We start from the raw sequence: 25,501 nt of genomic DNA, 5'->3' as shown, positions 1-25,501 counted from the left end.
AGGCCCCTCCGCGTCCTCTGCGCCTCTGCGCGAACCGCCTTCACTTCTTCTCCGCGTCTCCGCGTCTCCGCGTGAATCGAAGTTGCCCTCTCCCCCCTCCCCCACTAACAAGCGCGCTTCCACATCTGACGGGGCATTTCGTGGCACCTCTGGTCGGCATCATCATGGGCAGCACTTCCGATTGGGAGACGATGCGCCATGCCGCGCGGGTGCTCGACGAGCTGGACGTGCCGCACGAGACCAGGGTCGTCTCGGCGCATCGCACGCCGCAGCGGCTCTACGACTATGCCACCGGCGCGGCGGATCGCGGGCTCAAGGTGGTGATCGCCGGTGCGGGCGGCGCGGCGCATCTGCCGGGCATGGCGGCATCGATGACGCATCTGCCGGTGCTCGGCGTGCCGGTCGAGTCCAAGGCATTGAAGGGCGTCGACAGCCTCTATTCGATCGTCCAGATGCCCGGCGGGATCCCCGTCGGCACGCTGGCGATCGGCAAGCCCGGCGCGATCAACGCGGGGCTGCTCGCCGCCGCGATCCTCGCGACTTCTGACGAGGCGCTCGCCGGGCGGCTCAAGGCGTGGCGCACGGCGCAGACCGACAGCGTGGCGACCGACCCCGAATGACCGCGCTGCCTCCCGGATCGATCATCGGCATTTTGGGCGGCGGCCAGCTCGGCCGGATGCTCGCGGTCGCCGCGGCGCAGCTCGGCTACCGCACCCATGTCCTCGCGCCCGACGCCGAGAGCGTCGCCGCACAGACCGCCTCCAGCTACACCCGCGCCGATTATCACAGTCGCATCGTCCTCGACGAAGTCGCCGGGCAGACTGATGTGGTGACCTACGAGTTCGAGAACATCGCGATCGGCCCGGTCGAATATCTCGCGGGCAAGGTGCCGGTGCGCCCCGGCCCGCAGAGCCTGTCGATCGCGCAGGACCGGGCGCGGGAGAAGGCGTTCGTTCAGGGGATCGGCGGGCGGACCGCGCCGTGGGCGCCGGTGTCGACGCTCGACGAATTGAAGGCGGCGATCGACACGATCGGCACCCCGGCGATCCTCAAGACGCTGCGGCTGGGCTATGACGGCAAGGGCCAGGTGCGCATCCGCGACGCCGGCGACGCCGAAGCGGCCTGGGCCGAGATCGGCGAGCGGCCGGCGATCCTCGAGGGCTTCGTCAATTTCAGCCACGAATTCTCGATCATCACCGTGCGCGGCGTGGACGGCGCGCTGACCAGCTATCCGCCGCCGTGGAACGAGCATGAGGAGGGCATCCTCGCGCGTTCGTCGCTCCCCGCGCCGCCCGAGATCGCGCGCCACTGGGCCGAGGCGGCGACGCTCGCCGGGCGCGTCGCCGAGGCGCTCGGCCATGTCGGGGTGCTGACGCTCGAATTCTTCGCGACCGACGACGGCCCGGTGTTCAACGAGATGGCGCCGCGCGTGCACAATTCGGGGCACTGGACGATCGAGGGCGCCGAGACGTCGCAGTTCGAGAATCACATCCGCGCGATTTGCGGGCTGCCCCTGGGCAGCACCGCGCTGACCGGCAGCCATGTCGAGATGGAGAATCTGATCGGCGACGCGGCGCACCGCTGGCCCGATCTGCTCGCCGAGCCGGGCGCGCATCTGCACCTTTACGGCAAGGGCAATGTCCGGCCGGGGCGCAAGATGGGGCATGTGACGCGGGTGAAGCGCTAGCGCGCTGTAGGACGCCCGGGCGGCCATTTTGTAGGGTTTCGGCGGCCTAGAGTCGCAAGAGTCGCGGTAGAACGACTCTCGCGTTGCGCGGGCAGGAAATATTGTTGCGCGGAGCTGTAGGGAAAATCGACGGTGTCAAAGAGCGCGGCCGGCGGCGCCGGACCGGCGCGCAGGGCAGCAGGCGCAATCCTATTTTGCAAGGGGCTGTCGGGAATTGGGTGGGAAGCAGTCGGCGCCAGGTCTAGCCCTCTCCCGCTTTCGCGGGAGAGGGCTAAGAAGAATGTCCGCAAATGGGCGATACCCGCCGAACGCCGGCGCGCGCCCGCTACACCCGCACCCGGATCCGCCGGTAGCGGGCCTCGATCAGGCTGAAGATGCCGAACAGGCCGAGCCCGATGCCGGTGGCGGCGAGCAGCCAGGTGCCGCCGGGCTGATCCTGCAACGCGCCGAGCGCATCGGCCATGCCGCCCGCCTCGCTCGCCCGCGAGCGCCACGCGGCGGCGGCGAAGAACAGCCCGGTGACCGCGAACACCAAGGCGCGCGCGCCATAGCCGATCCGGCCCGCGGTGCAGACATAGCCGGGAACCGGCGTGTCGCTGTGCAACTCAGCGACGAATTCGCCCTTCCACGCCTTGCGGAGCTGGAGGCCGGCGCCGCAGAAGAAGCCGATCGCCACCGCGCCGACCAGCACCGGGCCGAAAGGCTGATCGAGCAGCCATGCCGTCCAGTCGCGCGCGCGCTCGTCATTGGGCGAGGTATCGCTGCCCGAGCGCGGATGGAGGGCGAAGCGCGTGGCGACCCAGGCGAGGACGAGATGCGCGCCGGCGCTCATCAGGAAGCCGGCGCGCTCGAGCAGGGTCTTCGCGGCGGATTTGCCGTGCCCGGGACCGGCCACCGCCTCGGCGAGGCGCCACAGCGCATAGCCGGCCAGTCCCGCGGCGATCACCGCGAGGAGCAACGGCCCGAACGCCTTGTCGGCGAGCGAGGCGATCGCGCCCTGATTGTCCGCGGTCCTGCCGCCGCGAAACGCCGCATCGACGGCGAACCAGGCGACGAGCAGATAAACCAGCCCGCGCGCCGCGAACCCCCATCGCGCGAGCAGCGTCGCCCTGGCTTCCGACAGCATGCATCGGCCCCTTTCCTTCGAACGGGTGCCTAACCGCCCGAAAGGGGCGTCGTTCCGGCATTGCCTCCACGCGACGAAAAAGGCCCGCCTCCTTCCGGAAGCGGGCCCCTTTTTCTCAACCGAAGCGATAGCTCAGCCGCGCGTGCCCGTGATCGGGAAGCTGCCGAACGCGCCTGCGGTGACGGTGCCGTTGAGGTTGTCGCCATCGACGGTCGCCTCGACGGTGAGCGTCATCGGCATCGGGATGGTGATGTCGAGCGAGAAGGTCAGCGTGTCGCCGTTGACCTTGCCGTCCTTGATGTCGGTCGTGCCGAGGCCGCCCGAGAAATTGCCGGTGAAGCTGTCGCCCGCGCTCTGCACGGTCAGCACCGCCTGCTGGTCGCCCATCGGCGACTTGGTCACCGTGTTCCAGCTGCCGTCGACATTCGCCATCTCGTCTCTCCCGTTCGGAATTACTTCGATGCGGCGGCCGCGGAGGAGCCCGCCACCGACGCTGCGGGGACCACCTCGACAGCGAGGCCGAGGCTGTCAAGCTGCGGCTTGACCTTCGCGGCATCGCCCACGACCACCCAGACGAACTTCTTCGGGTCCAAAGAGCCGCGTGCCGCAGCGTCAAGCTGCGCCACCGTCATGCCCCGATATTTTTGCGTTACCGTGTCGTAGAAATTGTCCGGACGGTGCCGCAGGTCGTTCTGCTGCATCGCCGAGAGCACCGCGCCCGAGGTTTCGAATCGGCCGGCGAGCTCACGCGTGGTGCCGTTGATCTCGCGGGTCAGCTCGGCATCGGTGACGCCTTTGGTCGTCAGGAAATCGCCGACCTGCTGCTGGATCGCCTTGATCGACTCGCCGGTCTTGTCGGCCTGGACCGGCGCGCTGATCGTGTAGGGCACCGCCTTTTCGAGCCAGTTATAGCCGCCGCCGGCGCCGTACGACCAATGCTTGGCCTCGCGCAGATCCATGTTGATTCGCGACAGGAAGCCCGAGCCGAGCACCTGATTGGCAGTGACCTGGGTGAGCAGCTCGCTCGACGGATCGAGCGACGTCATCTGCGCGGCGATGATCAGCGACTGCGGCGAATCGGGACGATCGACCAGCAGGATCTTCGGCGCGGCCTGCTTCGGCGCGACGTCGAACGCCTTGATGCCGGCAGGACCCTGCCCCTGCCAATTGCCGAAGCGCGCCTCGAGCGCGGCCTTGACCTCGGCGAGCGGGCGATCGCTGACCACGAAGACCTTCGCCTTGTCCGGCCGGATCCACGCCCGGTAGAAGGCGAGCAGATCGTCGCGGGTCAGCGCCTTCACCGCGGCGGGATCGCCGCCGCCGGCGGCCATCTTCGCATAGGGATTGCCCGCGCCGTAGAGGAGCGGCGGCAACGCGCGGGCGGCGAGGCCCTGCGGGCTGGTGAGCTCCTGCGCGATGCCGGTGAGCTGGGTCGCGCGGAGCCGCTCGATCTCGTCGGGGGCGAAGGCGGGATTGCGCACGACATCGGCGAACAGATCGAGCGAGCCGGCGAGATTGGGGCTCGGCGTGGTGACCGACAAATAGGTGCGATCGGGCGAGCCGCCGGTGCCGATCGTGGCGCCCAGCCGCTCGCGCGCCTCGGCAATCGCGGTCGAATCGAGGCTGGTGGTGCCTTCGTCGAGCAGCGACAGGACGAGGTTCTGCGTGCCGAGCTTGTTGGCCGGATCCGCCGCGACGCCGGCGTCGAAGCTCATCACCACCTGCGTCACCGGCACCGCGGTGCGATGCGCATAGACGATCTCGACGCCGTTCGAGAGTTTGGTGCGCTCGACATTCGGGAAATCGAGATCGCCGATCTGCGCGACGTCGGGCAGCGCGCCGCGCGTGCCCTTGACCGGCTCGGCCTTGGGACCTTCGACCGGCTTGGCGGCGGCGGGGACCGCCTGCGCTTCCTGATAGGCCTCGCGCTGGCCGGGCTCGACGAGGATCGTCAGCGACGGACGGCCGAGCCACTTCCTGCCCGCGGCCTGGACCTGCGCAGGGGTGACCTTCGCGGTCTCGACGAGCTGCTTCTTGTAGAAGGCGGGATCGTCCGAATAGAGCTCGCCCGAGGCGAGCGCGACGGCCTTGCCGCCGAAGCCGCCGACCGATTCGAGCCCCGAGATGCGGCTCGACACGCTGGTGGTGGCGACGCGCTGGACCTCGTCGGCGGTCGGGCCGTTGGCGATCAGATCGGCGACGATCTCGTCGAGCCGCTTCGCCACCAGATTGGCGTCGACACCGGGCTTCACCACTGCCTGGATCTGGAAGATGCCGAGCTGCGAGAGCGACTGGATGCCGGCCGAGACCTGCACCGCGACCTTCTCCTTACGGACCAGCGCGTTGTCGAGCCGCGAGCTGGCGAGCCCGCCGAGCACCTCGCCGAACACGTCGAGCGGCACGGCATCGGCATCGTTCATCCCCGGCACCGCCCAGCTGCGCAGGATCAGCGTCGCAGCGACGCGGTCCTGCATCTTGACGGTCTTCGACTGCGGCAGAGTGGGGATCGCGACCTGGGGCAGCACGCTCTTCGGGCCCGCGGGGATCGCGCCGAAATATTTCTCGACGAGCGGGCGCGCCTCCTTCGCGTCGACGTCTCCGGCGAGGACCAGCACGGCGTTGTTGGGGCCGTAATGCGAGCGGAACCAGTTCTTGACGTCGTCGAGGCTGGCGGCGTCGAGATCGGCCATCGAGCCGATCACGTTATGGCCATAGGCGTTGCCGGCGAGCAGCTCCTCGAGCAGCTTGTAATAGACGAGGCCATAGGGCTGGTTGTCGCCCTGACGCTTCTCGTTCTGGACGACGCCGCGCTGCTCGTCGAGCACGTCCTGGGTGATCGCGCCGAGCAGATAGCCCATGCGATCGCTCTCGAGGAACAGCGCGCGATCGAGCGCCGGGCGCGGCACGGTCTCGAAATAATTGGTGCGGTCGAAGCTGGTGGTGCCGTTGAAATCGGTCGCGCCGACCTGCTTCAATGGCTCGAAGAAATCGCCGGGGGCGTTCTCGGAGCCGTTGAACATCAGATGCTCGAACAGATGCGCGAAGCCGGTCTTGCCGGTCGGCTCGTGCTTCGAGCCGACATCGTACCAGGTCGACACCGCGACGATCGGCGCTTTGCGATCGGTGTGGACGATCACCCGCAGGCCGTTCTTCAGGGTGAACTCCTCGTAGGGGATGTCGACGCGCTTGACGAGCTCGGCGACCGGCACGGGTTTCGCGGTCGCCGTTGCAGCGACCTGCTGCGCGGCGGCGGGGAGCGAAGCGGCGGCCAGCGCGACCGTGGCTGCGCTGCAGTACATCAGGAACGATTTCATGGGTGTCGGGCTTCCCGGGAAAGGAGGTGGCTGACGCCGAACATAGCGCGGGCGGTATCCGCTGCAACCGAATCCGTTGCCGCTTGCAGCCGGCCGCATTTCGGCTAGCCTGAACAAGATTTAACGCCTTTTCCGAGAGACTTCCTGCATGCGCGCCTCGATCCTTCTCGCCGGACTTTCGCTCGTCCTCACGCCGATCGCCGCGCAGGCGCAGGCGGCGCCCGAGGAACCGACTTTCAGCGCGGCCGAGATGCGCAAGCATGTCGAGTTCCTCGCCAGCGACGCGCTCGAGGGGCGCTACACGCTGTCCAAGGGCTATCTGACCGCCGCCGCCTATGTCGCCGAGCGTTTCGCCGCGCTCGGCCTCGTCCCCGCCCCGGACACCGATGCCGGCTGGTTCCAGATCGCCGAGCTGCCGATCACGATGGGCGATCCGCCGCGCAAGCGCGTCTACAAGGCCCCCAATGTGATCGGCATGCTGCCGGGCTCGGACCCGGTGCTCAAGGACGAGTTCGTCGTGCTGAGCGCGCATCTCGACCATGTCGGAGTCGATCCGCTGCGCGCCGGCGACAAGATCTACAACGGCGCGATGGACAATGCCTCGGGCGTCGCGACGATGCTCGAGACCGCGCGCGCCTTCGCGACGGGCAAGCAGCGGCCGAAGCGCTCGATCCTGTTCGTCGCGCTGGCGGGCGAGGAGAGCGGGCTGCTCGGCTCGAGCTGGCTCGCGCGCCACCCGGTGGTGGGCAGCGGCAAGATCGTCGCCGACGTCAATCTCGACATGCCGATCCTGCTCTACGACTTCGAGGACGTGATCGCGTTCGGCGGCGAGCATTCGACGATGGGCGAGGTCACCGCGCGCGCCGGCGCGAGCATGGGCGTCTCGGTGTCGCCCGATCCGATGCCCGAGGAGGATTTCTTCGAGCGCTCGGATCACTATAGCTTCGTCAAGGTCGGGGTGCCGTCGATCTTCCTGATGACCGGGTTCAAGAATGGCGGCGAGAAGGCGTTCAAGAGCTTCCTCGCGAAGAACTACCACCAGCCCTCGGACCAGACCGACCTGCCGTTCGACTGGGAGGCGGGCGCCAAGTTCGCGCGGCTCAACTATCTGATCGCGCGCGAGGTGGCCGACGCGCCCGAGGCGCCGCGCTGGTACGAGGGCAATCGCTATGGCGACCGCTTCGCCAAAGGCGCACCGCGCGCGAAACGGCCGGTGCAGGCGGGGCGCTGACGCGCGGGCCCGCCGCGCCGCCGCCCCTTGTGTTGCACAATGGCAACACTACATCGGCGCCGTAACCATAAAGGGGCCAATATGAACCTCGAGAAATTCACCGACCGCGCCAAGGGCTTCCTGCAATCCGCGCAGACCGTCGCGATCCGCATGAGCCACCAGCGGATCGCCCCCGAGCATCTGCTCAAGGCGCTGCTCGAGGACGAGCAGGGCATGGCGAGCGGGCTGATCGCCGCAGCGGGCGGCGACGCGAAGCGCGCGCTGGGCGAGACCGACGCGGCATTGACGAAGATCCCCGCGGTGAGCGGGGGCGGCGCGCAGCAGACGCCTGGGCTCGACAACGACATCGTCCGGGTGCTCGACCAGGCCGAGCAGGTCGCGGCCAAGGCGGGCGACAGCTTCGTCACGGTCGAACGGCTGCTGCTCGCGCTGACGCTGGCCTCGACCACCGCGGCGGGCAAGGCGCTCGCCGCCGCTGGGGTGAAGCCCGAGGCGCTCAACGGCGCGATCAACCATCTGCGCAAGGGCAAGACCGCCGACACCGCCGGCGCCGAGGACCGTTATGACGCGCTCAGGAAATTCGCCCGCGACCTGACCGAGGCGGCGCGCGACGGCAAGCTCGATCCGGTGATCGGCCGCGACGAGGAGATCCGCCGGACGATCCAGATCCTCGCCCGCCGCACCAAGAACAATCCGGTGCTGATCGGGGAGCCCGGGGTCGGCAAGACCGCGATCGCCGAGGGCCTCGCGCTGCGCATCGTCAATGGCGACGTGCCCGACGGGCTCAAGAACCGCACGCTGATGTCGCTCGACATGGGCAGCCTGATCGCCGGCGCCAAATATCGCGGCGAGTTCGAGGAGCGGCTGAAGGGGGTGCTCGACGAAGTGAAGGCCGGCGAAGGCGACATCATCCTGTTCATCGACGAAATGCACCAGCTGATCGGCGCCGGGAAGACCGAGGGCGCGATGGACGCGGGCAATCTGCTCAAGCCCGCGCTGGCGCGCGGCGAGCTCCACTGCATCGGCGCGACGACGCTCGACGAATATCGCAAATATGTCGAGAAGGACCCCGCGCTGCAGCGGCGGTTCCAGCCGGTGTTCGTCGGCGAGCCCACCGTCGAGGATACCATCTCGATCCTGCGCGGGATCAAGGAGAAATATGATCTGCACCACGGGGTGCGGATCAGCGACGGCGCGATCGTCGCCGCGGCGACGCTGTCGAACCGCTACATCACCGACCGCTTCCTGCCCGACAAGGCGATCGACCTGATGGACGAGGCGGCCAGCCGCATCCGCATGGAAGTGGAGAGCAAGCCCGAGGAGATCGAGACGCTCGACCGGCGGATCATCCAGCTCAAGATCGAGCGCGAGGCGCTGCGCAAGGAAAGCGACGCCGCATCGAAGGACCGCCTCGCCAGCCTCGAGGCCGAGCTGGCCAATCTCGAGCAGCAGTCCGCCGAGCTGACCGCGCGCTGGCAAAGCGAGAAGGACAAGATCAACGCCGAGGCGCAGATCAAGGCGCAGCTCGACGCGGCCCGCGGCGAGCTGGACCAGGCGCAGCGCGCCGGCGACCTCGCCAGGATGGCGGAGCTCAGCTACGGCGCGATCCCGGCGCTGGAGAAGCGGCTGGACGAAGCGCGGAACACCAGCAAGGGCGCGATGCTGCGCGAGGAAGTGACCGCCGAGGACATCGCATCGGTGGTCGCGCGCTGGACCGGCATCCCCGTCGACAAGATGATGGAAGGCGAGCGCGAGAAGCTGCTCAACATGGAGGCGCAGCTCGGCAAGCGGGTGATCGGCCAGGCCGATGCGGTGAAGGCGGTGTCGACCGCAGTGCGCCGCTCGCGCGCGGGGCTGCAGGATCCGAACCGCCCGCTCGGCTCGTTCCTGTTCCTCGGCCCGACCGGCGTCGGCAAGACCGAGTTGACCAAGGCACTCGCCGAATTCCTGTTCGACGACGCCAACGCGATGGTCCGCATCGACATGAGCGAGTTCATGGAGAAGCATTCGGTGGCGCGACTGCTCGGTGCCCCTCCCGGCTATGTCGGTTATGAGGAGGGCGGCGTGCTAACCGAAGCGGTTCGCCGGCGGCCCTATCAGGTCGTGCTGTTCGACGAGGTCGAGAAGGCGCATGGCGACGTGTTCAACGTGCTGCTGCAGGTGCTCGACGACGGGCGGCTGACCGACGGGCAGGGCCGCACGGTCGATTTCTCGAACACGATCGTGATCCTGACCTCGAACCTCGGCAGCCAGTTCCTCACCAACCTCGCCGACGGGCAGAAGGTCGAGGATGTCGAGCCGCAGGTGATGGAGATCGTCCGCGCGCATTTCCGGCCCGAATTCCTCAACCGGCCCGACGAGATCATCCTGTTCCACCGGCTCGCGGCGGATCACATGGCGCCGATCGTCGACATCCAGGTCGGCCGGGTGAGCAAGCTGCTCGCCGACCGCAAGATCCGGATCGAGCTGAGCGACGCGGCGCGGGCGTGGCTCGGCCGGGTCGGCTATGACCCGGTCTATGGCGCGCGCCCGCTGAAAAGGGCGGTACAGCGCTATCTGCAGGATCCGCTCGCCGACCTGATCCTGCGCGGCGACGTCAAGGACGGGGCGACCGTGGCGATCGACGAAGGCGACGGCGCGCTCAGGCTCAGCGTCGCCTGAGCCCCCGCCGCTGCGGACACAAAAAAGGGGCGGCTCCCGGAGGAGCCGCCCCAATTTTTTGGCTGTCGTACCGGCTTAGAAGCCGATGCGGACACCCGCACGGAAGTAGCGACCGAGGATGCCGTTACCGCCCTGCACAGGGTTGTACAGATGCGCACCATAGGTGGCGATATCCAGCGGCGGCAGCTTGTCGAACACGTTGTTGATCGTGCCGTAGAAGGTGAACTGATCGTTGATCTTGATGCGGGCGTTGAGATCGAAGGTGATGTACTCCGACACGTCGCAAGGACCATAGACGTCACCCAGACCGCAGTCACCCGAGGTGCCCGCGCCGTTCTGGTCTTCGGCCGACAGGTTGTAACCACCGAAATAGTTGGCGGTACCCGTCACGTCGAAATCACCGAAGTCCAGCGTGGTCTGCCAGCTGCCGTGCCATTCGGGCGTGCCCGAACCGGCAGTCAGGTTGTAGTTGCCGATCGTGCCTTCGTAGCTCTCCACCGAACCGTCGGGGAATTCCGTCGACAGATTGATGATGTAGCTGGCTTCGACCGAGCTCTGGATCCGGAAGCCGTCGGTGACCGGGATATCAACGCTGGCGCTGAAATCGAGGCCTTCGGCCTGGATCGTGTTGGCGTTGATCAGCTGCGACTGCACGAACGCGACACGCGGACGAGCGGCCGGACCAGCCGGGCACGCCGCGTTGACGGTGGCGCAGTTCGGATCCGGCGCGTCCGCGATCACGGTGTAGCCGGCCGGGATCGGCTGACCCGAATAGTAAGCGGCCAGCGCAGGCGCGTTGCTGGGCTGCGTGATCGCTCCGGTCTTCTTGATGTTGTAATAGTCGACCGTGAACGAGATGCCGCGAACCGGCTCGAACACCGCACCGGCAGTGAAGCTACGCGACTTCTCCGGCTTGAGGTCCGGGCTGGCCAGCGTGGTCTGGCCGTAGGAACCGCTGCGGATATAGGTCGGGCAGCTGCTGAAGGTGGCAGTGGTGCAGCCATATTGCGCGAGGAAGGTATCGTTGAAGATACCCGAGGTGTTGGACACGAAGCCCGTCGTCGGCAGTGCATTCGACTCGCCGAAGCTCGGAATGCGGAAGCCGCGCGAGTAGGTGCCGCGAAGCACCAGCGACTTCATCGGGGTGATCTTCACGCCGACCTTCGGCGAGAAGGCGTCCTGGCCGCTCGAATAGCTGTCGTAACGACCCGAACCATTGACGCTCAGGAAGTTGGTGATCGGCGCATCGAGCTCGGCGAAGACCGACTTGATCGTACGGTTGCCGCTGGTGCCGAACGCATTGAGCGTGAAGTAGCGCTGCGTCGGGCCGAAATAGTCCGGATTGCCGCTGGGCGCATCGACCGACTCGTAACGGATCGAGGCACCACCGCCGAGCTTGAGCGGACCGCCGGGCAGTTCGAACAGCTCAGCCGCGAGGCTCGCCTGGAATTGATACTGGTCCGAGCTCGCCTGATTCCGGTTTTCCGGCATCAGGAAGTCCCACGCCTGCTGCGAGTTCGCGTTCGGGTTGACGAAGTTGAACGAGCCGCGAGCGATCGAGGTCAGCAGGTTGTCGATATAGACATAGCCGCGCTGGGTGCGCTGCAGATCGACGTGCATCGCCGTCGCGCCGATGCTGTAGCTGATCTTGTCGGTCAGGCTGCCATCGATGCCCATCGCCGCACGATAGGCGCGGGTGCGCGTCTCGTTGAAGTTCGGACGATCGAGGAAGCGGCCGACGAGCAGCGCGACCTGGCCTGCCGACGCGAACGGGTTGTTCGGGTTCAGCGTGCCGTTGCCGGCGTTACAGCCGGTGTTGAGGCCGTTGGCTGAGCCGACGCCAGTCGGGCAGACATAGACCGGGAGCGCGAGCACGCCCGAGCCCGGTGCGACTGCACCCGCCGCAGTCGCGGTCGAGAACTGCGGGAACAGGATGCCCGCGTTCGCCGTGCTGCGGATGACACCCGGAGCGCCCGTGTAGTTGACGCGGCTCTGGATGAAGTTGGCTTCGAAATAGCCTTCGGTGGTGTCGTTCAGGTTCGCAGTGAAGCGGCCCGAGACGCCGAAACGCTCGATGTTCGGCTGAATGACGCCGTAGCGGTTGGTGTAGTCGACGTTGCAGATCGTGTTCGGCGCGGTCGGGTTGAGCAGGCGATCGGCTGCGGTCAGATTGTACAGCGTGCCGCCGACGCAAGTGTCGGCAAGGTTGCCGAGCGGCTGATAGGTCGAGCCGGTGACCGCAGTGGTGCCGTTGGCCGGACGGACATAGAGCGCCGACGAGACCGGCGTACCGCCACGGTAGAGACCGTCGGGGCTCACGCCGCCGACCGTGTTGTTCGGGCCGCACTCGCCTTCGAAGCAGACGTTGCGCAGATCGTCCGAATTGTACGGATACGGACGGTCGCGGTTATAGAGGATGTCGCTCTTGTAGTAGAAGCCGCTGAGATAGGCGTTGAAGCCGTCCTCATCGAGATCGCCGTGACCGACGGTCAGGCTCAGGCGCTTCTGGGCCGCATCGCCGCGCTCGGAGATGCCGGCTTCCATGCGGGCATTGACGCCCTTCACTTCCTTCTTGGTGATGATGTTCACCACGCCCGCGATCGCGTCTGCGCCGTAGGTCGACGAGGCGCCGTCGCGCAGCACTTCGATACGATCGATGATGTCGTCGGGGATGGTGTTGAGGTCGACGAAGTTACGCGAACCGTCGTCGGCGAGCGGATAGTAGGCGGCGCGCAGGCCGTCGAACAGCACCAGCGTCGAGTTGGTCGACAGACCGCGCAGCGACACGGCCGACGCACCCGCGGCGAACGCGCCGTTGGCGGTGAAGCTGTTGGTCAGCGCCGGGCCGTTGTTCGAGGCGAGCTGCTGGATCGCGTCCTGGATGGTCGAGATACCGCGCTGCTCGAGCGATTCGACGTTGACGGTGGTGACCGGCGACGGCGCGGCGGCGGTGGTGGTGCGGAACAGCGTACCGGTGACGACGACGTCGCCCTCTTCCGAAACCGGCTCGGCCGTCTGTGCGGTCGACGGCGCAGGCGCCGGCGTTTCCTGCGCGAACGCAGGCGCAGCCATCAGCGTGCCCGCGAGAACGAGCGCGGACAAAGCCGTGCTGCCGCGCAGACCGCGTGTGATCTGGGTCTTCTTCATGAATTTCCCTCGCTTGATCCGGCCGCGCCGTCAGGCAGAGGCCGGAGTGTCTCCCCGCTTCACCCGGCATGCTCCCGGCATACCTTGGGCAAAGCTTGGCACGATGGATGAAGAGGGGTCCGGGGTCTGTAAAGCGTACATTCAGGATTGCGGCCCGCCTTTTGACGGGACTGTATCCAAAATGCCACATACCGTGTTTGAATGTTGCGTCGGCGCCGCGCGGCTTGAAAAATAATGTTGCAACGCGGAAGGCGTTTTATTCGACTGCAACAGGCATGGGACCGGCGAGGAGCAGCGGATCGAGCCGGGCATCGCGCCAGCGCAGCCCCCAATGAAGGTGCGCCCCGGTTACCCGGCCGCTCCGCCCGACAAGTCCGATCGGCTGGCCGCGATAGACGCGCTCGCCCGGCTTGACGTCGATTCGCGAGAGGTGGGCGAAGGCGCTGTTGAGCCCCATGCCGTGATCGACGAGCAGCAGATTGCCCTCGAGCGTGAACGGCCTCGGCGTGGCGAGGGTCACGACGCCGTCGGCGGGGGCGAGCACCACCGTTCCGGTCGACCGGACGATGTCGATCCCCGAATGATAGGCACCCGGCTCGCCGGCATAGATTCGCTGGGATCCGAACAGGGTCGAGATGCGGCCGGTCACCGGCCACAGGAAGCGCTGGCGCCACCCCCCGGACTCGCTGCGCAGCGCCCGCGCGGCATTGATCTGGGCGAGCTCGCCGGGGCGCACCCGCTCGAACTCCGGCAGCGGCACCGGATATTTGGCGAGCCGATCGAGCCGCGAGATGTTCCACGCCCGCGGCGCGACGGCGATGCGCTGGCGGGTCTCGGCGCCGTTCGCCATCCGCGCGACGAGCAGCGCCGACGGCGCGGCGTCGCGATCGAAGGCGATCAGGAAGCGCCGATCGGGCGCGAGCGGAACCGCGACGCCGTCAAGGGTCAGCAGGGTGGCGCCGCGCGGGGCGGTGCCGATGACGAGCCCACCCTGCACCGTCTGCCCGACGAGCGCGAGGGGATTGGCCGCGGCCTGGACGTCGTCGGGCCGCGGATCGCGCGACTGCGCCGGCCCGCAAAAAGCCAGCGCCAGCACCAGCGCCGCGACGCGCCGCGCGCGCATCATTTGCGCAGCAGCGCCTCGGCGGCGCTCGCCGCGCTGGCATAGGGCTCCTGCCGCGCGACGCTCCAGTAGCGCAGCATGTCGAGCGCGATGCGATCGCCGCTGACCGCGCAGACGACATGATCGCCCGGCGCGAGGACGCGGAAGCCATTGGCCATATAGTGAAGCCTGGCGGCGCGGGCGGGGCTGGACATCAACATCAAATCGTCTCGCAAATTACGGCGTTCACAACAGGCTCGGCTGCTCGGGTGCGGCACCAGTGTAGGATTTGCCGCCGGGCCGCTCAACCCGCGCGTCGACCGAACCGTCGATGAAGTGGAGCGTCACGGCCTGCGCGGCGCGGGCATCGGCAGCGGTGGCGACGACCTTGCGCGTGCCGCGGGCCTCGACCCAGGCATAGCCTTTCTCGAGCGGGCGATTGGGGTGGACGAGATCGAGATGCCGGCCGAGCGCATCGAGCTGCTGCCGCGCCGCGGCGAGGCGCTGATCGAGCATCGCCGGGCGCAGCGCCGCGCCGTCGCGATCGAGCTGCGCGCGCGCCAGCGTGACGCGGCGCTCGAGCGCGCGATCGAGCCGGCCGGCGAGATCGTCCATCTTCTGCCGCTGCGGGCCGAGCAGCGCATCGCGGCGCGGCAGCACCCGGACCAGCGCCGCCAGCCGCTCGCCGGCGCGTTCGTGATAGCGGCGGACGCAGCGTTCGGTGCGGTGCGCGAGCGTGGCGACGGTGTGGCGGACATCGGCGAGCACCGGCACCGCGATCTCGGCCGCCGCGGTGGGCGTCGGCGCGCGCAGATCGGCGGCGAAATCGCACAGGCTGGTATCGGTCTCGTGGCCGACCGCCGAGATCACCGGGATCGCGCTCGCCGCGACCGCGCGGACGGCGACTTCCTCGTTGAACGCCCAGAGATCCTCGATCGAGCCGCCGCCGCGCGCGACGATCAGCAGATCGGGGCGGCGGATCGGCCCGTCGGCGGGGAGCGCGTTGAAGCCCTGCACCGCCGCGGCGACCTCGGCGGCGGCACCCTCCCCCTGCACCTTGACCGGCCAGACGAGGACATGGCTGGGGAAGCGATCGCCGAGCCGGTGGAGGATGTCGCGGATCACCGCGCCGGTGGGCGAGGTCACCACCCCGATCGTGCGCGGCATATAGGGGAGCGGCTTCTTGCGCGACGGATCGAACAGCCCCTCGCCGGCCAGCCGGGCCTTCAACTTCTCGAACAGCGCCATCAGCGCGCCTTCGCCGGCGAGCTCCATCCGATCGATGACGATCTGGTATTTCGAGCGGCCGGGATAGGTGGTGAGCTTGCCGGTGACGATCACCTCGATGCCGTCCTGCGGCTGGAACGGGATCGCGCTGGCGGCACCGCGCCAGATCACCCCGTCGATCACCGCATCGGCATCCTTGAGCCCGAGATAGGCATGGCCCGAGGCGGCGCGCTTCCAGCCCGAGATCTCGCCGCGCAGCCGGACATGGCCGAACTCGCCCTCGACCATGCGCTTGAGCGATTGCGAGAGTTCGCTGACGCTCATCGCCGGTGCGTTGTCCCCCGGCATTTGCTCGGCTACGAGCCGGCCGGATGACGTATCGAAAAAGGGGTCGGCCATGAACGTCCTGCTACTCGGGTCGGGAGGCCGCGAACATGCGCTCGCGTGGAAACTGGCGCAATCGCCGCTGCTGACGCGGCTCTACGCCGCGCCGGGCAATCCGGGAATAGCCGAGCATGCCGAGCTCGCCGATATCGCGCTCTCGGACCATCGCGCGGTGATCGACTTCTGCCTGCGCCACTCGATCCAGTTCGTCGTGATCGGGCCCGAGGCGCCTCTGGTCGCGGGGCTGGGCGACAATCTGCGGACGATGGGGATCGGCGTGTTCGGCCCCAACAAGGCCGCCGCGCAGCTTGAGGGCTCGAAGGGCTTCACCAAGGATCTCTGCGCGCGCGCGAACATCCCGACCGCCGGCTATGTCCGGGTCGAGAGCCGCGACGGCGCGCTCGCCGCGCTGCAGGATTTCGCACTGCCGGTGGTGGTCAAGGCCGACGGGCTCGCCGCGGGCAAGGGCGTGACCGTGGCGATGACCCGCGAGGAGGCCGAGGCGGCGATCCGCGCGATCTTCGCGGTGCAAGGCGGCAGCGCAGTGATCGAGGAATTCCTCGAAGGCGAGGAAGCCAGCCTGTTCGTGCTGACCGACGGCACCAGCCTGCTGCCGTTCGGATCGGCGCAGGATCACAAGCGCGTCGGCGACGGCGATACCGGCCCCAATACCGGCGGGATGGGCGCGTACAGCCCGGCGCCGGTGCTCACCCCCGCGCTCGAGCGGCGCGCGATCGACGAGATCGTCCGTCCGACGATCGAGGCGCTGGCGCGGATGGGATCGCCTTATTCGGGGGTGCTCTATGCCGGGCTGATGCTGACCCGGCAGGGCCCCAAGCTGATCGAGTACAATGCGCGCTTCGGCGATCCCGAATGCCAGGTGCTGATGCTGCGCTTCGAGGACGATCTGCTCGAGCTGATGCTCGCGACGGCGAAGGGCGAGCTGGCGGGCCGGCCCGACCCGGACTTCTCCGCCGACACCGCGCTGACCGTGGTGATGGCGGCGAAAAACTATCCCGACACGCCCGAGACCGGCGGCGCGATCGGCGGAATCGCCGCGGCGGAGGCCAAGGGCGCGAAGGTCTTCCACGCCGGCACGCGGCGGGACGGCGACACGCTGGTGGCGAGCGGCGGGCGCGTGCTCAACGTGACCGCGCGCGGCCATTCGGTGCGCGTCGCGCAGGCGGCGGCCTATCGCGCGGTCGACGCGATCGATTTCCCGACCGGCTTCTGCCGCCGCGACATCGGCTGGCGCGAGATCGAACGCGAAGGGCCGGGCGCGCCCTAGGACCCTCCGGCCGCAGGCGCGCCCGACGCGCGGATCAGCGCATGCGAAGCGTGCGCGGATCGAAGCGGCGCAGCTCGAACACGTTCGGCGCGCGCTGGAAGACGACCGCGCCGAGCGAGAAGTCGATCGCGACGACGGTCACCGGATGGCCCGGACGCCGGGCGCCGGCCTTGTAGTAATTGTTCATCAGGATCGTCCCGATGACGCCCTTGACGGTGTTGCCGGCGGTGGCGCGGCGTTCGACATCGGCGCGGGTGGCGTCGTCGAGCTCGGCGAGCATCGCGCGCTCGAACGCAGTGGGTGTCGAGGCCTGGGCGAAGGCCGGGGCGGACGACACCGAGAAGCTCAACAGGATCGGGGCGGCACAAGCAATTGCGACACGACTCAGGTTCATTTTCCTATCCTTCCACGAGAGGCGAACGGAAAAGCGCTTTGTCGGAGGCAGGCCACGGCGACACAGCCCGAGCAGGTCTATCGGAGGCGGCGAACCAGCCCCATCAGGCGCAACCCCAAGGCGGCATCAGCGTCTCCCTGAGAGACGCGCGGCATATATCCCTAGTCGAAGGACAGGGTGCGGGGACGCTAGACGGTGGTCGACGGCTTGCGCAGACGGAGCAGCTCCTCGCGCCGGCGCATGCTGCGCGCCTTGAGCAAGTCGTGGCGCGAAAGGATGCCGACCACGCGGCCGCCGCCGCTCTCGACGATCGGGATCCGGCCGATGCCGGTCTCGATCATCAGATCGGCGACGCTGCCGATCGGCGTGTCGGCGAACGCGGCGGGCTGCGACGCGTCCGACAGCAGCTCGCCGAGCGGCAGCCGATAATCGACTCCGTCGGTCTGCCAGCGCAGCGCGTCGCTACGCGACATCAGGCCGCACAGCCGCCCCTCGGCATCGACCACCGGATAGCTGCGATGCGTCGCGCGTTCGGTGAAGAAGGCGATCGCGTCGCCCGCGGGCATCGCCGCGTCGAGCGTCTCCGGCGCGGCCGTCATCACGTCGCCGGCCTGGAGGAAATCGAGCGGATCGACGGTATATTCCTGCAGGATGTGCCGGCCCCGCCGGGCGATCTTCTCGGTGAGGATCGACCGGCGCATCACCAGCACGCTGACCGCATAGGCGCCGGTCGCCGCGGCGATGGTGACCGGCAGCGCGTCGAAGCGGCCGGTGAGCTCGGCGGCGAACAGCGCGCCGGTGAGCGGCGCGCGCATCGCCCCGCTCATGATCGCCGCCATGCCGATCATCGCCCAGAAGCCCGGACTGCCCGGCAGGAAGCTCCCGAACATATAGCCGAGCGCGCCGCCGAGGATGAGCAACGGCGCGAGCACGCCGCCCGAGGTGCCCGAACCGAGCGCGATCAGCCATACCACCGCCTTGACCACGAGCAGCGCCAGCACCACCCGGAGCGTCAGCGATCCCTGCAACAGGCTGTCGATATTGGCATAGCCCGCGCCGAGCACATGCGCGTCGACCAGCCCGCCCAGCCCCACCGCCACCGCGCCGATCGCCGGCCACCACATCCAGTGGATCGGCAGGCGGTGAAAGAAATCCTCGATCCGGTAGAGCAAGGCCGAAAGCAGCGCGGCCTCGAGCCCGACGACCATGCCGAGCACCAGCCCGAGAGCGAGGACCGTGCCGAGCGGCGGCATCGCCGCGGCAGCGACCGGGAACAGCGGACCGGCGCCGAGCAGCCATGGCCGCCAGCCGAACGCGACCAGCGCCGCGACCACCACCGGCACGAAGCTGCGCGGCTTCCACTCGAACAGCAGCACCTCGATCGCGAGCAGCAAGGCGGCGACCGGCGTGCCGAAGATGCCGGTCATCCCCGCCGCCGCGCCGGCGACGAGCAGGGTCTTGCGCTCGGCCGCGCTCAGCCGGAAGCATTGCGCGAACAGCGAGCCGATCGCGCCGCCGGTCATGATGATCGGCCCCTCGGCGCCGAACGGACCACCGCTGCCGATCGAGATCGCCGAGGAGATCGGCTTGAGCACCGCCACCCTGAGCGACAGCCGGCTCTCGCCGTAGAGGATCGCCTCGATCGCCTCGGGGATGCCGTGGCCGCGGATCTTCTCCGACCCGAAACGCGCCATCAGCCCGATGATCAGGCTGCCGATCACCGGAATCGCGACCACCGCGAGCCCGACATCGGCGTCGACGATCTCCGCCGACGCCGCCGAAATCCGGCCGAACCAGAACAGGTTGGTGGCGAGCGCGATCAGCTTGAGCAGCAGCCACGCCCCGAGCGCGCCGCCGGTGCCGACGACGATGGCGGCGGCGGCGAGCACCGCCATGCGCGCATCGGCGCTGTGATCCGCCAGGCGGGCAGCGGCGGCTTGCGAAACGGGTCTGGACATGGAACGCTCCTTGGGAGGCACGCCCATTATATCGTATCACGATATAATCAATGAGGACTTTGATGGCCGAGGATGCCAGTCTTGCAGTCGACTACGCCGCGCTTTCGGACTTTCGCCACGCGCTGCGCTGCTTCCTGCTGTTCAGCGAGGAACATGCCGCGGAGCACGGGCTGACTCCGCAGCAGCACCAGGCGCTGCTCGCGATTCGCGGCGCACCGGACGCGCAAGTGACGATCGGATTCATCGCCGAGCGTCTGGTGATCAAGCCGCACAGCGCCTCGGGGCTGGTCGACCGGCTGCGCGCGCTGGGGCTGGTAACACGGGTGACCGCGGCGCAGGACCGGCGCCAGGCGCTGATCGCGCTGACGCCGCTTTCGCGCGCGCTGCTCGCGCGCCTTTCCGCGACGCATCAGGAAGAGCTGCGGCGCCTGCGCCCGATGTTCACGGCGCTGCTCACCCGGCTCGACTAGGGTCCGTACTCAATACCCGCAATGGTCGTGACGGAGCCGATTTTGGCGCACGGGGAGGAACGAGGAGGGAGCGATGCGGTGTCATCGCGACCCCAAGGACTTGGCTCGTGACGTGGCTGTGCGCCAAAAGCGACCCGCCGCTGCGCGGTCGCCCGGAGACGCACGCTGGACTGCGTCAGCCCGCTTGCCCGGGCCGCCAGCCCGCGCTGCGCGAGCTTCCTTGCCAGCGCACGTCTCCGGGCGATCCGGACCGTTGTGGGTATTGAGTACGGACCCTAGGCCATGCCTTGCACTTTATATCGTATTACGATATAAATGCGCCGAGCGCCGCAAGGCGATGACCGCCGGGGCGCCCTTCCAGCGAAGGAGGCCGTGCGGATGGCGGGTGCGATTCTCGAATCAGTGGGGCTCATTCTCGGCTCGCTCGCGGCGGCGCTGCTGCTCTGCGGGCTGCTGTGGTGGAGCTTCCGGCTGATCGGCCATCCGGGCTGGGCGGGCCCGTTCACGCTGCTGCTGATCCCGCTCGCCTTCGTGCTTCCCGGCATGCCGTTCGTCGACATGGCGGTGATCTTCACGCTGCTGTTCGCCATTCCGCTCTGGATCGAGGGCAGGCGCGGATCGGTGCACCATGGCTGACGACGGCCTGCCGCAGGGCGCGACGTGGCGCTATCCGGTGATCCTCGCCTGCATGGGCGAAGGGCGCGCGCCCGATCGCCGCGAATTCCATTCGGCCGCGGGCCGGATCTGGCGCGAATATCTCGCGGCGCGGGTGGCGACGGGGGAAAGCGGGCGTTTCGCGGCGCTGCGCACGCTCTGCGCGCTGACCCGGGCGACGCTGGTCGGCCAGCGCGACGGGGTTAGGCCCGCGCGGCGCGTCCGGCGGTCAGCTTCTCCGACAATGCCTGCCAGTCCGGGAAGCCCCAACGCGCGGGATCTTCCTCGCTAACGATCTGATCGCTGCCGCCCGAGCCGCACAGGAAGATATCCTCGAGCGTGAGCGGCGTGCGCTCGAGCGCGCAATGGAAGATGCGGACCTTGCTGCGGCTCTCCTTCGCCCCGTCGGGCAGGGTGATGCCGAGCCGGTTCGAGCGCATCCGCACGAGCAGCCCGGGGGGCACGATGCCGACGCTACGGAAGAATTTGAACAGCAACTCGCGGTCGAAATGGCCTTCCCAGCCGTGCATCTCGGTCGCGGCGCGGAGCGGCGACCAGCCTTCCTTATAGGCGCGGTCCGAGGTCAGCGCGTCATAGACGTCGCAGATCGCGCCCATCCGCGCGGCGAGGCTGATCGCATCGCCCTTGAAGCCATAGGGATAGCCGCTGCCATCGACCTTCTCGTGGTGGAGCAGGCTGACATCGAGCACTTCCTGCGTGACCCCCTCGCCCTTTTCGAGCATCGCGTGGCCTTGTTCGGGATGCGCGCGGATCAGCGCGAACTCGTCGTCGTCGAGCCGGCCGGGCTTGTTGAGGACTTCGTCGGGCACCGCCATCTTGCCGACATCGTGGAGCAAGCCGGCGAGCCCCATCGACCGCACCGTGGGATCGTCGAGCCCGAGCTGCCGCGCGAGATTGACCATCAGCGCGCAGACCGAGACCGAATGGAGATAGGTATATTCGTCCTTCGACTTGAGCCGGGCCATGTCGATGAACATCGCGGGATTGCGATCGACCGCCGAGGAGATGTCCTCGACGACCGAGACCACCGCCTCGGCGTTCACCGGCTGGCCGAGGCGCGCGCCGTCGAACACGCCCTTCACCGCGCGCTTCGAGCGGGCGATCGTCTTTTTGGCGTGCTCGCGATCGGTCTTCGCGGTGTCGACCGGCGTCAGCGCGACCGGCGCCGCGACGGGCGGCTTGCGGGCGGGCGTCACGCCGGCGTGCGGCGCCTGCGGCAGCGGACCGACGCCGCGCTCGACATCGATCAGCACCCCGGCGACGTCGCTGGCCAGCAGCGCTTCGAGATCCTCGGGGCGCTCGAGCAGGAATCGCGTGCGCCAGAAGGGGTGGCTGAACCACGAGCCTTCGAATCCATGGATGTACATGCCCATCCTGGCTTGGCCGGGCGCGATCTTTCGAAGCAACTTCCTGCCCTTGGGAAGAGATAGCCGTTTGGCCAACTTAACCTATGCGAAGTTTCGCAGAGCTTAAGATGCTCGTCCCAAATATCGGAAAAATGCGTAGAAAGTCGTTGTAAACGCGAAACGAACCCGAGGGTTCAGAGCGTCTCGCGCGACACCGATTCGGCCGCCAGCTTCTTGAGATCGGCCTCGGCGCGCGCGCCATAATGCTGGATGATCTCGGCCGCGCAGATCGCGCCGAGACGGAGCGACTCGCGCAGGCCGCGGCCCTGCGCCTGGCCGAACAGGAAGCCCGCGGCGAACATGTCGCCGGCGCCGGTGGTGTCGACCAGCTTCGCGATCGGCTCGGCGGGCACCTCGACGCGCTCGGTGCCCTGCAGCGCCATCGCGCCCTTCTCGCTGCGCGTGACGACGAGCAGCGGCACCTTGCCGTGAATGTACGCCACCGCCGATTCGAAATCCTCGTGCGCGCACAAGGCGAGCAGCTCGCTCTCGTTGGCGAAGAGGATGTCGATCAGCCCGTCGGCGATCAGCTGGCGGAAATCGTCGCCGTGGCGCGAGATGCAGAACACGTCGGAGAGCGTGAAGGCGACCTTGCGGCCATGGGCGCGGGCGATCTCGATCGCCTTGCGCATCGCCGCACGCGGCTCTTCGGGATCCCAGAGATAGCCTTCGAGATAGAGAATCGCGCCATTGGCGATCAGCGTCTCGTCGAGCGCCGCGGCGGGCAGGAACTGCGAGGCGCCGAGAAAGGTGTTCATCGTGCGCTGGCCGTCGGGGGTGACGAAGATCAGGCAGCGCGCGGTGGTCGGCTGGCCCGGACGGACCGCGGTGGCGAAATCGACGCCGGCGGCGCGGATGTCGTGCGCGAACACCGTGCCGAGCTGATCGTCGGCGACCTGGCCGATGAACGCGGTCTTGCCGCCGAGCGCGGCGATGCCGGCGACGGTGTTCGCCGCGGAGCCGCCCGAGATCTCGCGGCCCGGACCCATCTTGCCGTAGAGCGCATCGGCTTCCTCGGGCGAGAACATCAGCTGCATCGAGCCCTTGGCGACGCCGATCTCCTCGATGAAGCTGTCCTCGGCCTGGGCGAGAATGTCGACGATCGCGTTGCCGATGGCGACGACGTCATAGGTGGGGCTGGTCAAGTTTGGGCTCCGACAGGGTTGCGCGGACGCCCTAGTGGCGGGCAAGGAATAGCGCAATGATACATGCATTCCTTCTGTCGCTCGGCCAGCTGTTCGACCGGCCGGTGCTGCGCGTGTTCGTCAAATCCTTGCTGCTGACGCTGGTGATCTTCGTTTTGCTGGGGGTCGGCATGTGGTTCGCGCTCGACGCGCTGGGCGACGTCGCGGGCGAATGGGCGGGGCTCAGCGACGAGAGCAACGTCTTCGCCGACGTCGCCACCCTGTTGCTGTTCGTCCTCGCCTGGTGGCTGCTGTTCCGCGCGGTGGCGGTGGCGGTGGTCGGGATCTTCGCCGACGAAATCGTCGCCGCGGTCGAGGCGAGGCATTATCCGCAGGCGCACGCCGCGGCGCGCGCCGTGCCGTTCGGACGCGCGCTGGCGATGGGCGTCGGCTCGGCGGCGCGGACGATCGTGATCAACCTGCTGCTCTCGCCGATCTATCTGATGCTGCTGATCACCGGAGTGGGGACCGCATTGCTGTTCTTCGCGGTCAATGCGTGGCTGCTCGGGCGCGATCTCGGCGATATGGTCGCGGCGCGGCACATCCCCTATGGAGCGCTCGGCGCATGGCGGCGGGGCACGCGCTGGAACCGCTTCGCGCTCGGCGCGATCGGCACCGGGCTGTTCCTCGTCCCCATGCTCAACCTCGCGGCGCCGGTGCTCGGCGCGGCGATGGCGACGCACACATTCCATCGCGGGAGAGGCGCATGAGATTCTGGATTCTGGCGGGCGCGGTGGCGCTGGGCGGCTGCGGGGGCGAGATGATCCCCGAGGCGCGCCCCGCCGCCTATGTCCCCGTCCCCGCCGCCGCGCCGACGAGCGCGCCTGCGAGCGTGGTCGCGGTCAAAGGGCAGACCGCGCCGCGGCTGATCGCCCAGTTCGGCCAGCCCGCGCTCGACGCGACCGAGGGCCCGGCGCGCAAGCTCCAGTTCGCGGGACCGATCTGCGTGCTCGACACCTATCTCTATCCGGCGGGCAATGGCCGCGGCGAGCCGGTGGTGACCTGGCTCGACACGCGCCAGCGCGACGGCGGGCCGATCGACCAGGCGAGCTGCCTCGCCGCGCTAGCGGCACGATCGCCGGCAGGGCGGTAGGCCGGGGGCTCCTGCGAAAGCAGGCGCCCGGGGTCACATGCCCGTCGCTTCCTCACCCTGGGCTCCTGCTTTCGCAGGAGCACCGATTCGTTCCAGCGCCCACCCGGCCGCCTCGCGGACCACTTCGTCGGGATCGTCGAGCAGCGCGCGCACCGGCGCGGCCAGCGCGGCGCTGCCGCTGTTGCCCGCGGCGATCAGGCAATTGCGCACCATCCGATTGCGTCCGATCCGCTTGATCGGCGAGCCGGCGAACACCTCGCGGAAGTCCGCATCGTCGAGCGCGAGCAGATCGGCGAGCGCGGGCGCGGTGAGCTCGGCGCGGGGGGCGAAAGCGAGATTGGCCTGCGCGGCGGCGGCGAACTTGTTCCACGGGCACACCGAAAGGCAATCGTCGCAGCCATAGATGTGGTTGCCGATCGCTTCGCGGAGCTCGTGCGGGATCGGGCCTTTGTGCTCGATCGTCAGATAGGAGATGCAGCGCCGCGCATCGAGCCGATAGGGCGCAGGGAAGGCGTCGGTAGGGCACGCGGTCTGACAGGCGTCACAGCTGCCGCAGGTGCTCCGCCCGGGGCCGTCCGGAGCGAGATCTAGCGTGGTGTAGATCGCGCCGAGGAACAGCCAGCTGCCATGCGTCCGGCTGACCAGATTGGTGTGCTTGCCCTGCCAGCCGAGCCCCGCGGCTTCGGACAGGGGCTTCTCCATCACCGGCGCGGTGTCGACGAAGACCTTGACGTCGGCGCCGGGCGCCGCGCCGACCAGCCAGCGCGCGAGTTCCTTGAGCTTGCGCTTGATCAGATCGTGATAATCGGCGCCTTGGGCATAGACCGAGATGCGCCCGGTCTCCCCCGCCCCGGCCAGCGCCATCGGATCGACGCCCGGCGCATAGCTCATGCCGAGCGCGATCACGCTGCGCACCTCGGGCCAGAGCCCGGCGGGGCTCTCGCGGTGATTCGCGCGCTCCTCCATCCAGATCATCGAGCCGTGGGCACCTTCGGCCAGCCACTCGCGCAGCCGCGCGCCCGCAGCCGGGGCGGCATCGGCGCGCGCGACCCCGCAATCGGCGAAGCCGATCTCGGCCGCCTTCTGCTTGATCAACTCTTCCAATGGCTTGTCTTCGCGCACGCGGACCCGCTACCACGTTCCCGTGAGAAGTT

At 68.3% G+C, this 25,501-nt stretch carries 22 protein-coding genes; 10 read left to right on the top strand and 12 right to left on the bottom strand.

The window, feature by feature from the left end; all coding sequences use genetic code 11:
- Positions 1-164: 164 nt before the first annotated feature.
- Entirely contained in the window at positions 165-620 is a 456-nt protein-coding gene (gene purE / locus E5A74_RS15985) for a 5-(carboxyamino)imidazole ribonucleotide mutase (RefSeq protein WP_135986721.1), read from the top strand.
- Positions 617-1,687, top strand: a complete 1,071-nt coding sequence (locus E5A74_RS15980; RefSeq protein WP_135986622.1) for a 5-(carboxyamino)imidazole ribonucleotide synthase — start codon at positions 617-619, stop codon at positions 1,685-1,687. Before purE ends, E5A74_RS15980 begins: the two co-directional genes overlap by 4 nt.
- Positions 1,688-2,012: 325 nt before the next feature.
- Here the strand turns inward: E5A74_RS15980 and E5A74_RS15975 are convergent, their stop codons facing one another.
- The 3 genes from E5A74_RS15975 to E5A74_RS15965 all read right to left on the bottom strand — a co-directional run bounded on the left by E5A74_RS15975 (position 2,013) and on the right by E5A74_RS15965 (position 6,112).
- Entirely contained in the window at positions 2,013-2,813 is an 801-nt protein-coding gene (locus E5A74_RS15975; RefSeq protein ID WP_135986621.1) for a DUF1206 domain-containing protein, read from the bottom strand.
- Positions 2,814-2,945: 132 nt separating this feature from the next.
- Complete coding sequence (locus E5A74_RS15970) at positions 2,946-3,245, bottom strand: hypothetical protein (protein WP_135986620.1); 300 nt, start codon at positions 3,243-3,245, stop codon at positions 2,946-2,948.
- A 20-nt stretch (positions 3,246-3,265) separates the two neighbouring features.
- Positions 3,266-6,112 carry a M16 family metallopeptidase gene (locus tag E5A74_RS15965; protein ID WP_240699849.1) on the bottom strand — a complete coding sequence of 949 codons (2,847 nt, stop codon included), beginning with the start codon at positions 6,110-6,112 and terminating at the stop codon, positions 3,266-3,268.
- A 163-nt stretch (positions 6,113-6,275) separates the two neighbouring features.
- On the opposite strand from E5A74_RS15965, the gene E5A74_RS15960 reads away from it, so the two are divergent.
- Together E5A74_RS15960 and clpB are read left to right on the top strand one after the other, a co-directional pair.
- Entirely contained in the window at positions 6,276-7,358 is a 1,083-nt protein-coding gene (locus E5A74_RS15960; protein ID WP_135986618.1) for a M28 family metallopeptidase, read from the top strand.
- Positions 7,359-7,439: 81 nt separating this feature from the next.
- Positions 7,440-10,019 carry an ATP-dependent chaperone ClpB gene (gene clpB / locus E5A74_RS15955; RefSeq protein ID WP_135986617.1) on the top strand — a complete coding sequence of 860 codons (2,580 nt, stop codon included), beginning with the start codon at positions 7,440-7,442 and terminating at the stop codon, positions 10,017-10,019.
- Between the two features lie 75 nt (positions 10,020-10,094).
- On the opposite strand, the gene E5A74_RS15950 is transcribed toward clpB, so the two are convergent.
- The 4 genes from E5A74_RS15950 to xseA all read right to left on the bottom strand — a co-directional run bounded on the left by E5A74_RS15950 (position 10,095) and on the right by xseA (position 15,894).
- The gene (locus E5A74_RS15950; protein WP_240699848.1) at positions 10,095-13,166 is read right to left on the bottom strand and encodes a TonB-dependent receptor domain-containing protein; all 3,072 of its coding nucleotides are present in this window, start codon (positions 13,164-13,166) and stop codon (positions 10,095-10,097) included.
- A 256-nt stretch (positions 13,167-13,422) separates the two neighbouring features.
- Positions 13,423-14,292 carry a M23 family metallopeptidase gene (locus E5A74_RS15945; RefSeq protein ID WP_135986616.1) on the bottom strand — a complete coding sequence of 290 codons (870 nt, stop codon included), beginning with the start codon at positions 14,290-14,292 and terminating at the stop codon, positions 13,423-13,425.
- On the bottom strand, positions 14,289-14,489 hold the full coding sequence (locus E5A74_RS15940; RefSeq protein WP_135986615.1) for a DUF2093 domain-containing protein: 201 nt from the start codon (positions 14,487-14,489) through the stop codon (positions 14,289-14,291). Before E5A74_RS15940 ends, E5A74_RS15945 begins: the two co-directional genes overlap by 4 nt.
- 25 nt (positions 14,490-14,514) lie before the next feature.
- Positions 14,515-15,894 (bottom strand): exodeoxyribonuclease VII large subunit, encoded by a 1,380-nt coding sequence (xseA, locus tag E5A74_RS15935; protein ID WP_135986614.1) that lies wholly within the window; start codon positions 15,892-15,894, stop codon positions 14,515-14,517.
- Here xseA and purD point away from each other — a divergent pair.
- The gene (gene purD / locus E5A74_RS15930) at positions 15,893-17,167 is read left to right on the top strand and encodes a phosphoribosylamine--glycine ligase (protein WP_135986613.1); all 1,275 of its coding nucleotides are present in this window, start codon (positions 15,893-15,895) and stop codon (positions 17,165-17,167) included. The genes xseA and purD overlap by 2 nt on opposite strands.
- A 34-nt stretch (positions 17,168-17,201) precedes the next feature.
- On the opposite strand, the gene E5A74_RS15925 is transcribed toward purD, so the two are convergent.
- Both E5A74_RS15925 and E5A74_RS15920 read right to left on the bottom strand, forming a co-directional pair.
- A complete protein-coding gene (locus tag E5A74_RS15925; protein ID WP_135986612.1) occupies positions 17,202-17,561 on the bottom strand; it encodes a hypothetical protein in 360 nt (119 codons plus the stop codon).
- Between the two features lie 188 nt (positions 17,562-17,749).
- Positions 17,750-19,519 (bottom strand): chloride channel protein, encoded by a 1,770-nt coding sequence (locus E5A74_RS15920; RefSeq protein ID WP_135986611.1) that lies wholly within the window; start codon positions 19,517-19,519, stop codon positions 17,750-17,752.
- A 50-nt stretch (positions 19,520-19,569) separates the two neighbouring features.
- Here E5A74_RS15920 and E5A74_RS15915 point away from each other — a divergent pair, with 50 nt between their 5' ends.
- The 3 genes from E5A74_RS15915 to E5A74_RS15905 all read left to right on the top strand — a co-directional run bounded on the left by E5A74_RS15915 (position 19,570) and on the right by E5A74_RS15905 (position 20,935).
- Positions 19,570-19,989 carry a MarR family winged helix-turn-helix transcriptional regulator gene (locus tag E5A74_RS15915; RefSeq protein ID WP_240699847.1) on the top strand — a complete coding sequence of 140 codons (420 nt, stop codon included), beginning with the start codon at positions 19,570-19,572 and terminating at the stop codon, positions 19,987-19,989.
- Between the two features lie 378 nt (positions 19,990-20,367).
- Positions 20,368-20,625, top strand: coding sequence for a hypothetical protein (locus E5A74_RS15910; RefSeq protein WP_135986610.1), 258 nt, complete (start codon positions 20,368-20,370; stop codon positions 20,623-20,625).
- The gene (locus E5A74_RS15905) at positions 20,618-20,935 is read left to right on the top strand and encodes a hypothetical protein (protein WP_135986609.1); all 318 of its coding nucleotides are present in this window, start codon (positions 20,618-20,620) and stop codon (positions 20,933-20,935) included. The genes E5A74_RS15910 and E5A74_RS15905 overlap by 8 nt, the downstream gene beginning before the upstream one ends.
- On the opposite strand, the gene E5A74_RS15900 is transcribed toward E5A74_RS15905, so the two are convergent.
- Both E5A74_RS15900 and E5A74_RS15895 read right to left on the bottom strand, forming a co-directional pair.
- Positions 20,847-22,070, bottom strand: a complete 1,224-nt coding sequence (locus E5A74_RS15900) for an HD-GYP domain-containing protein (protein ID WP_135986608.1) — start codon at positions 22,068-22,070, stop codon at positions 20,847-20,849. The two genes, E5A74_RS15905 and E5A74_RS15900, sit on opposite strands and share 89 nt — an antisense overlap.
- Before the next feature lie 134 nt (positions 22,071-22,204).
- Entirely contained in the window at positions 22,205-23,215 is a 1,011-nt protein-coding gene (locus tag E5A74_RS15895; protein ID WP_135986607.1) for an adenosine kinase, read from the bottom strand.
- Positions 23,216-23,271: 56 nt separating this feature from the next.
- Here E5A74_RS15895 and E5A74_RS15890 point away from each other — a divergent pair, with 56 nt between their 5' ends.
- Complete coding sequence (locus tag E5A74_RS15890; protein WP_135986606.1) at positions 23,272-23,964, top strand: EI24 domain-containing protein; 693 nt, start codon at positions 23,272-23,274, stop codon at positions 23,962-23,964.
- Positions 23,961-24,347: a hypothetical protein gene (locus tag E5A74_RS15885; protein ID WP_135986605.1), complete on the top strand. Its 387-nt coding sequence runs from the start codon at positions 23,961-23,963 to the stop codon at positions 24,345-24,347. Before E5A74_RS15890 ends, E5A74_RS15885 begins: the two co-directional genes overlap by 4 nt.
- A gap of 33 nt (positions 24,348-24,380) precedes the next feature.
- Here the strand turns inward: E5A74_RS15885 and queG are convergent, their stop codons facing one another.
- Entirely contained in the window at positions 24,381-25,469 is a 1,089-nt protein-coding gene (gene queG, locus E5A74_RS15880) for a tRNA epoxyqueuosine(34) reductase QueG (RefSeq protein WP_166745632.1), read from the bottom strand.
- Between the last annotated feature and the right edge of the window lie 32 nt (positions 25,470-25,501).

It is taken from the genome of Sphingomonas naasensis, from assembly GCF_004792695.1.
Lineage (GTDB): Bacteria > Pseudomonadota > Alphaproteobacteria > Sphingomonadales > Sphingomonadaceae > Sphingomonas > Sphingomonas naasensis.
The sequence above is the reverse complement of the archived record's forward strand: the minus strand, read 5'-3'. Positions and strand labels throughout refer to the sequence as shown.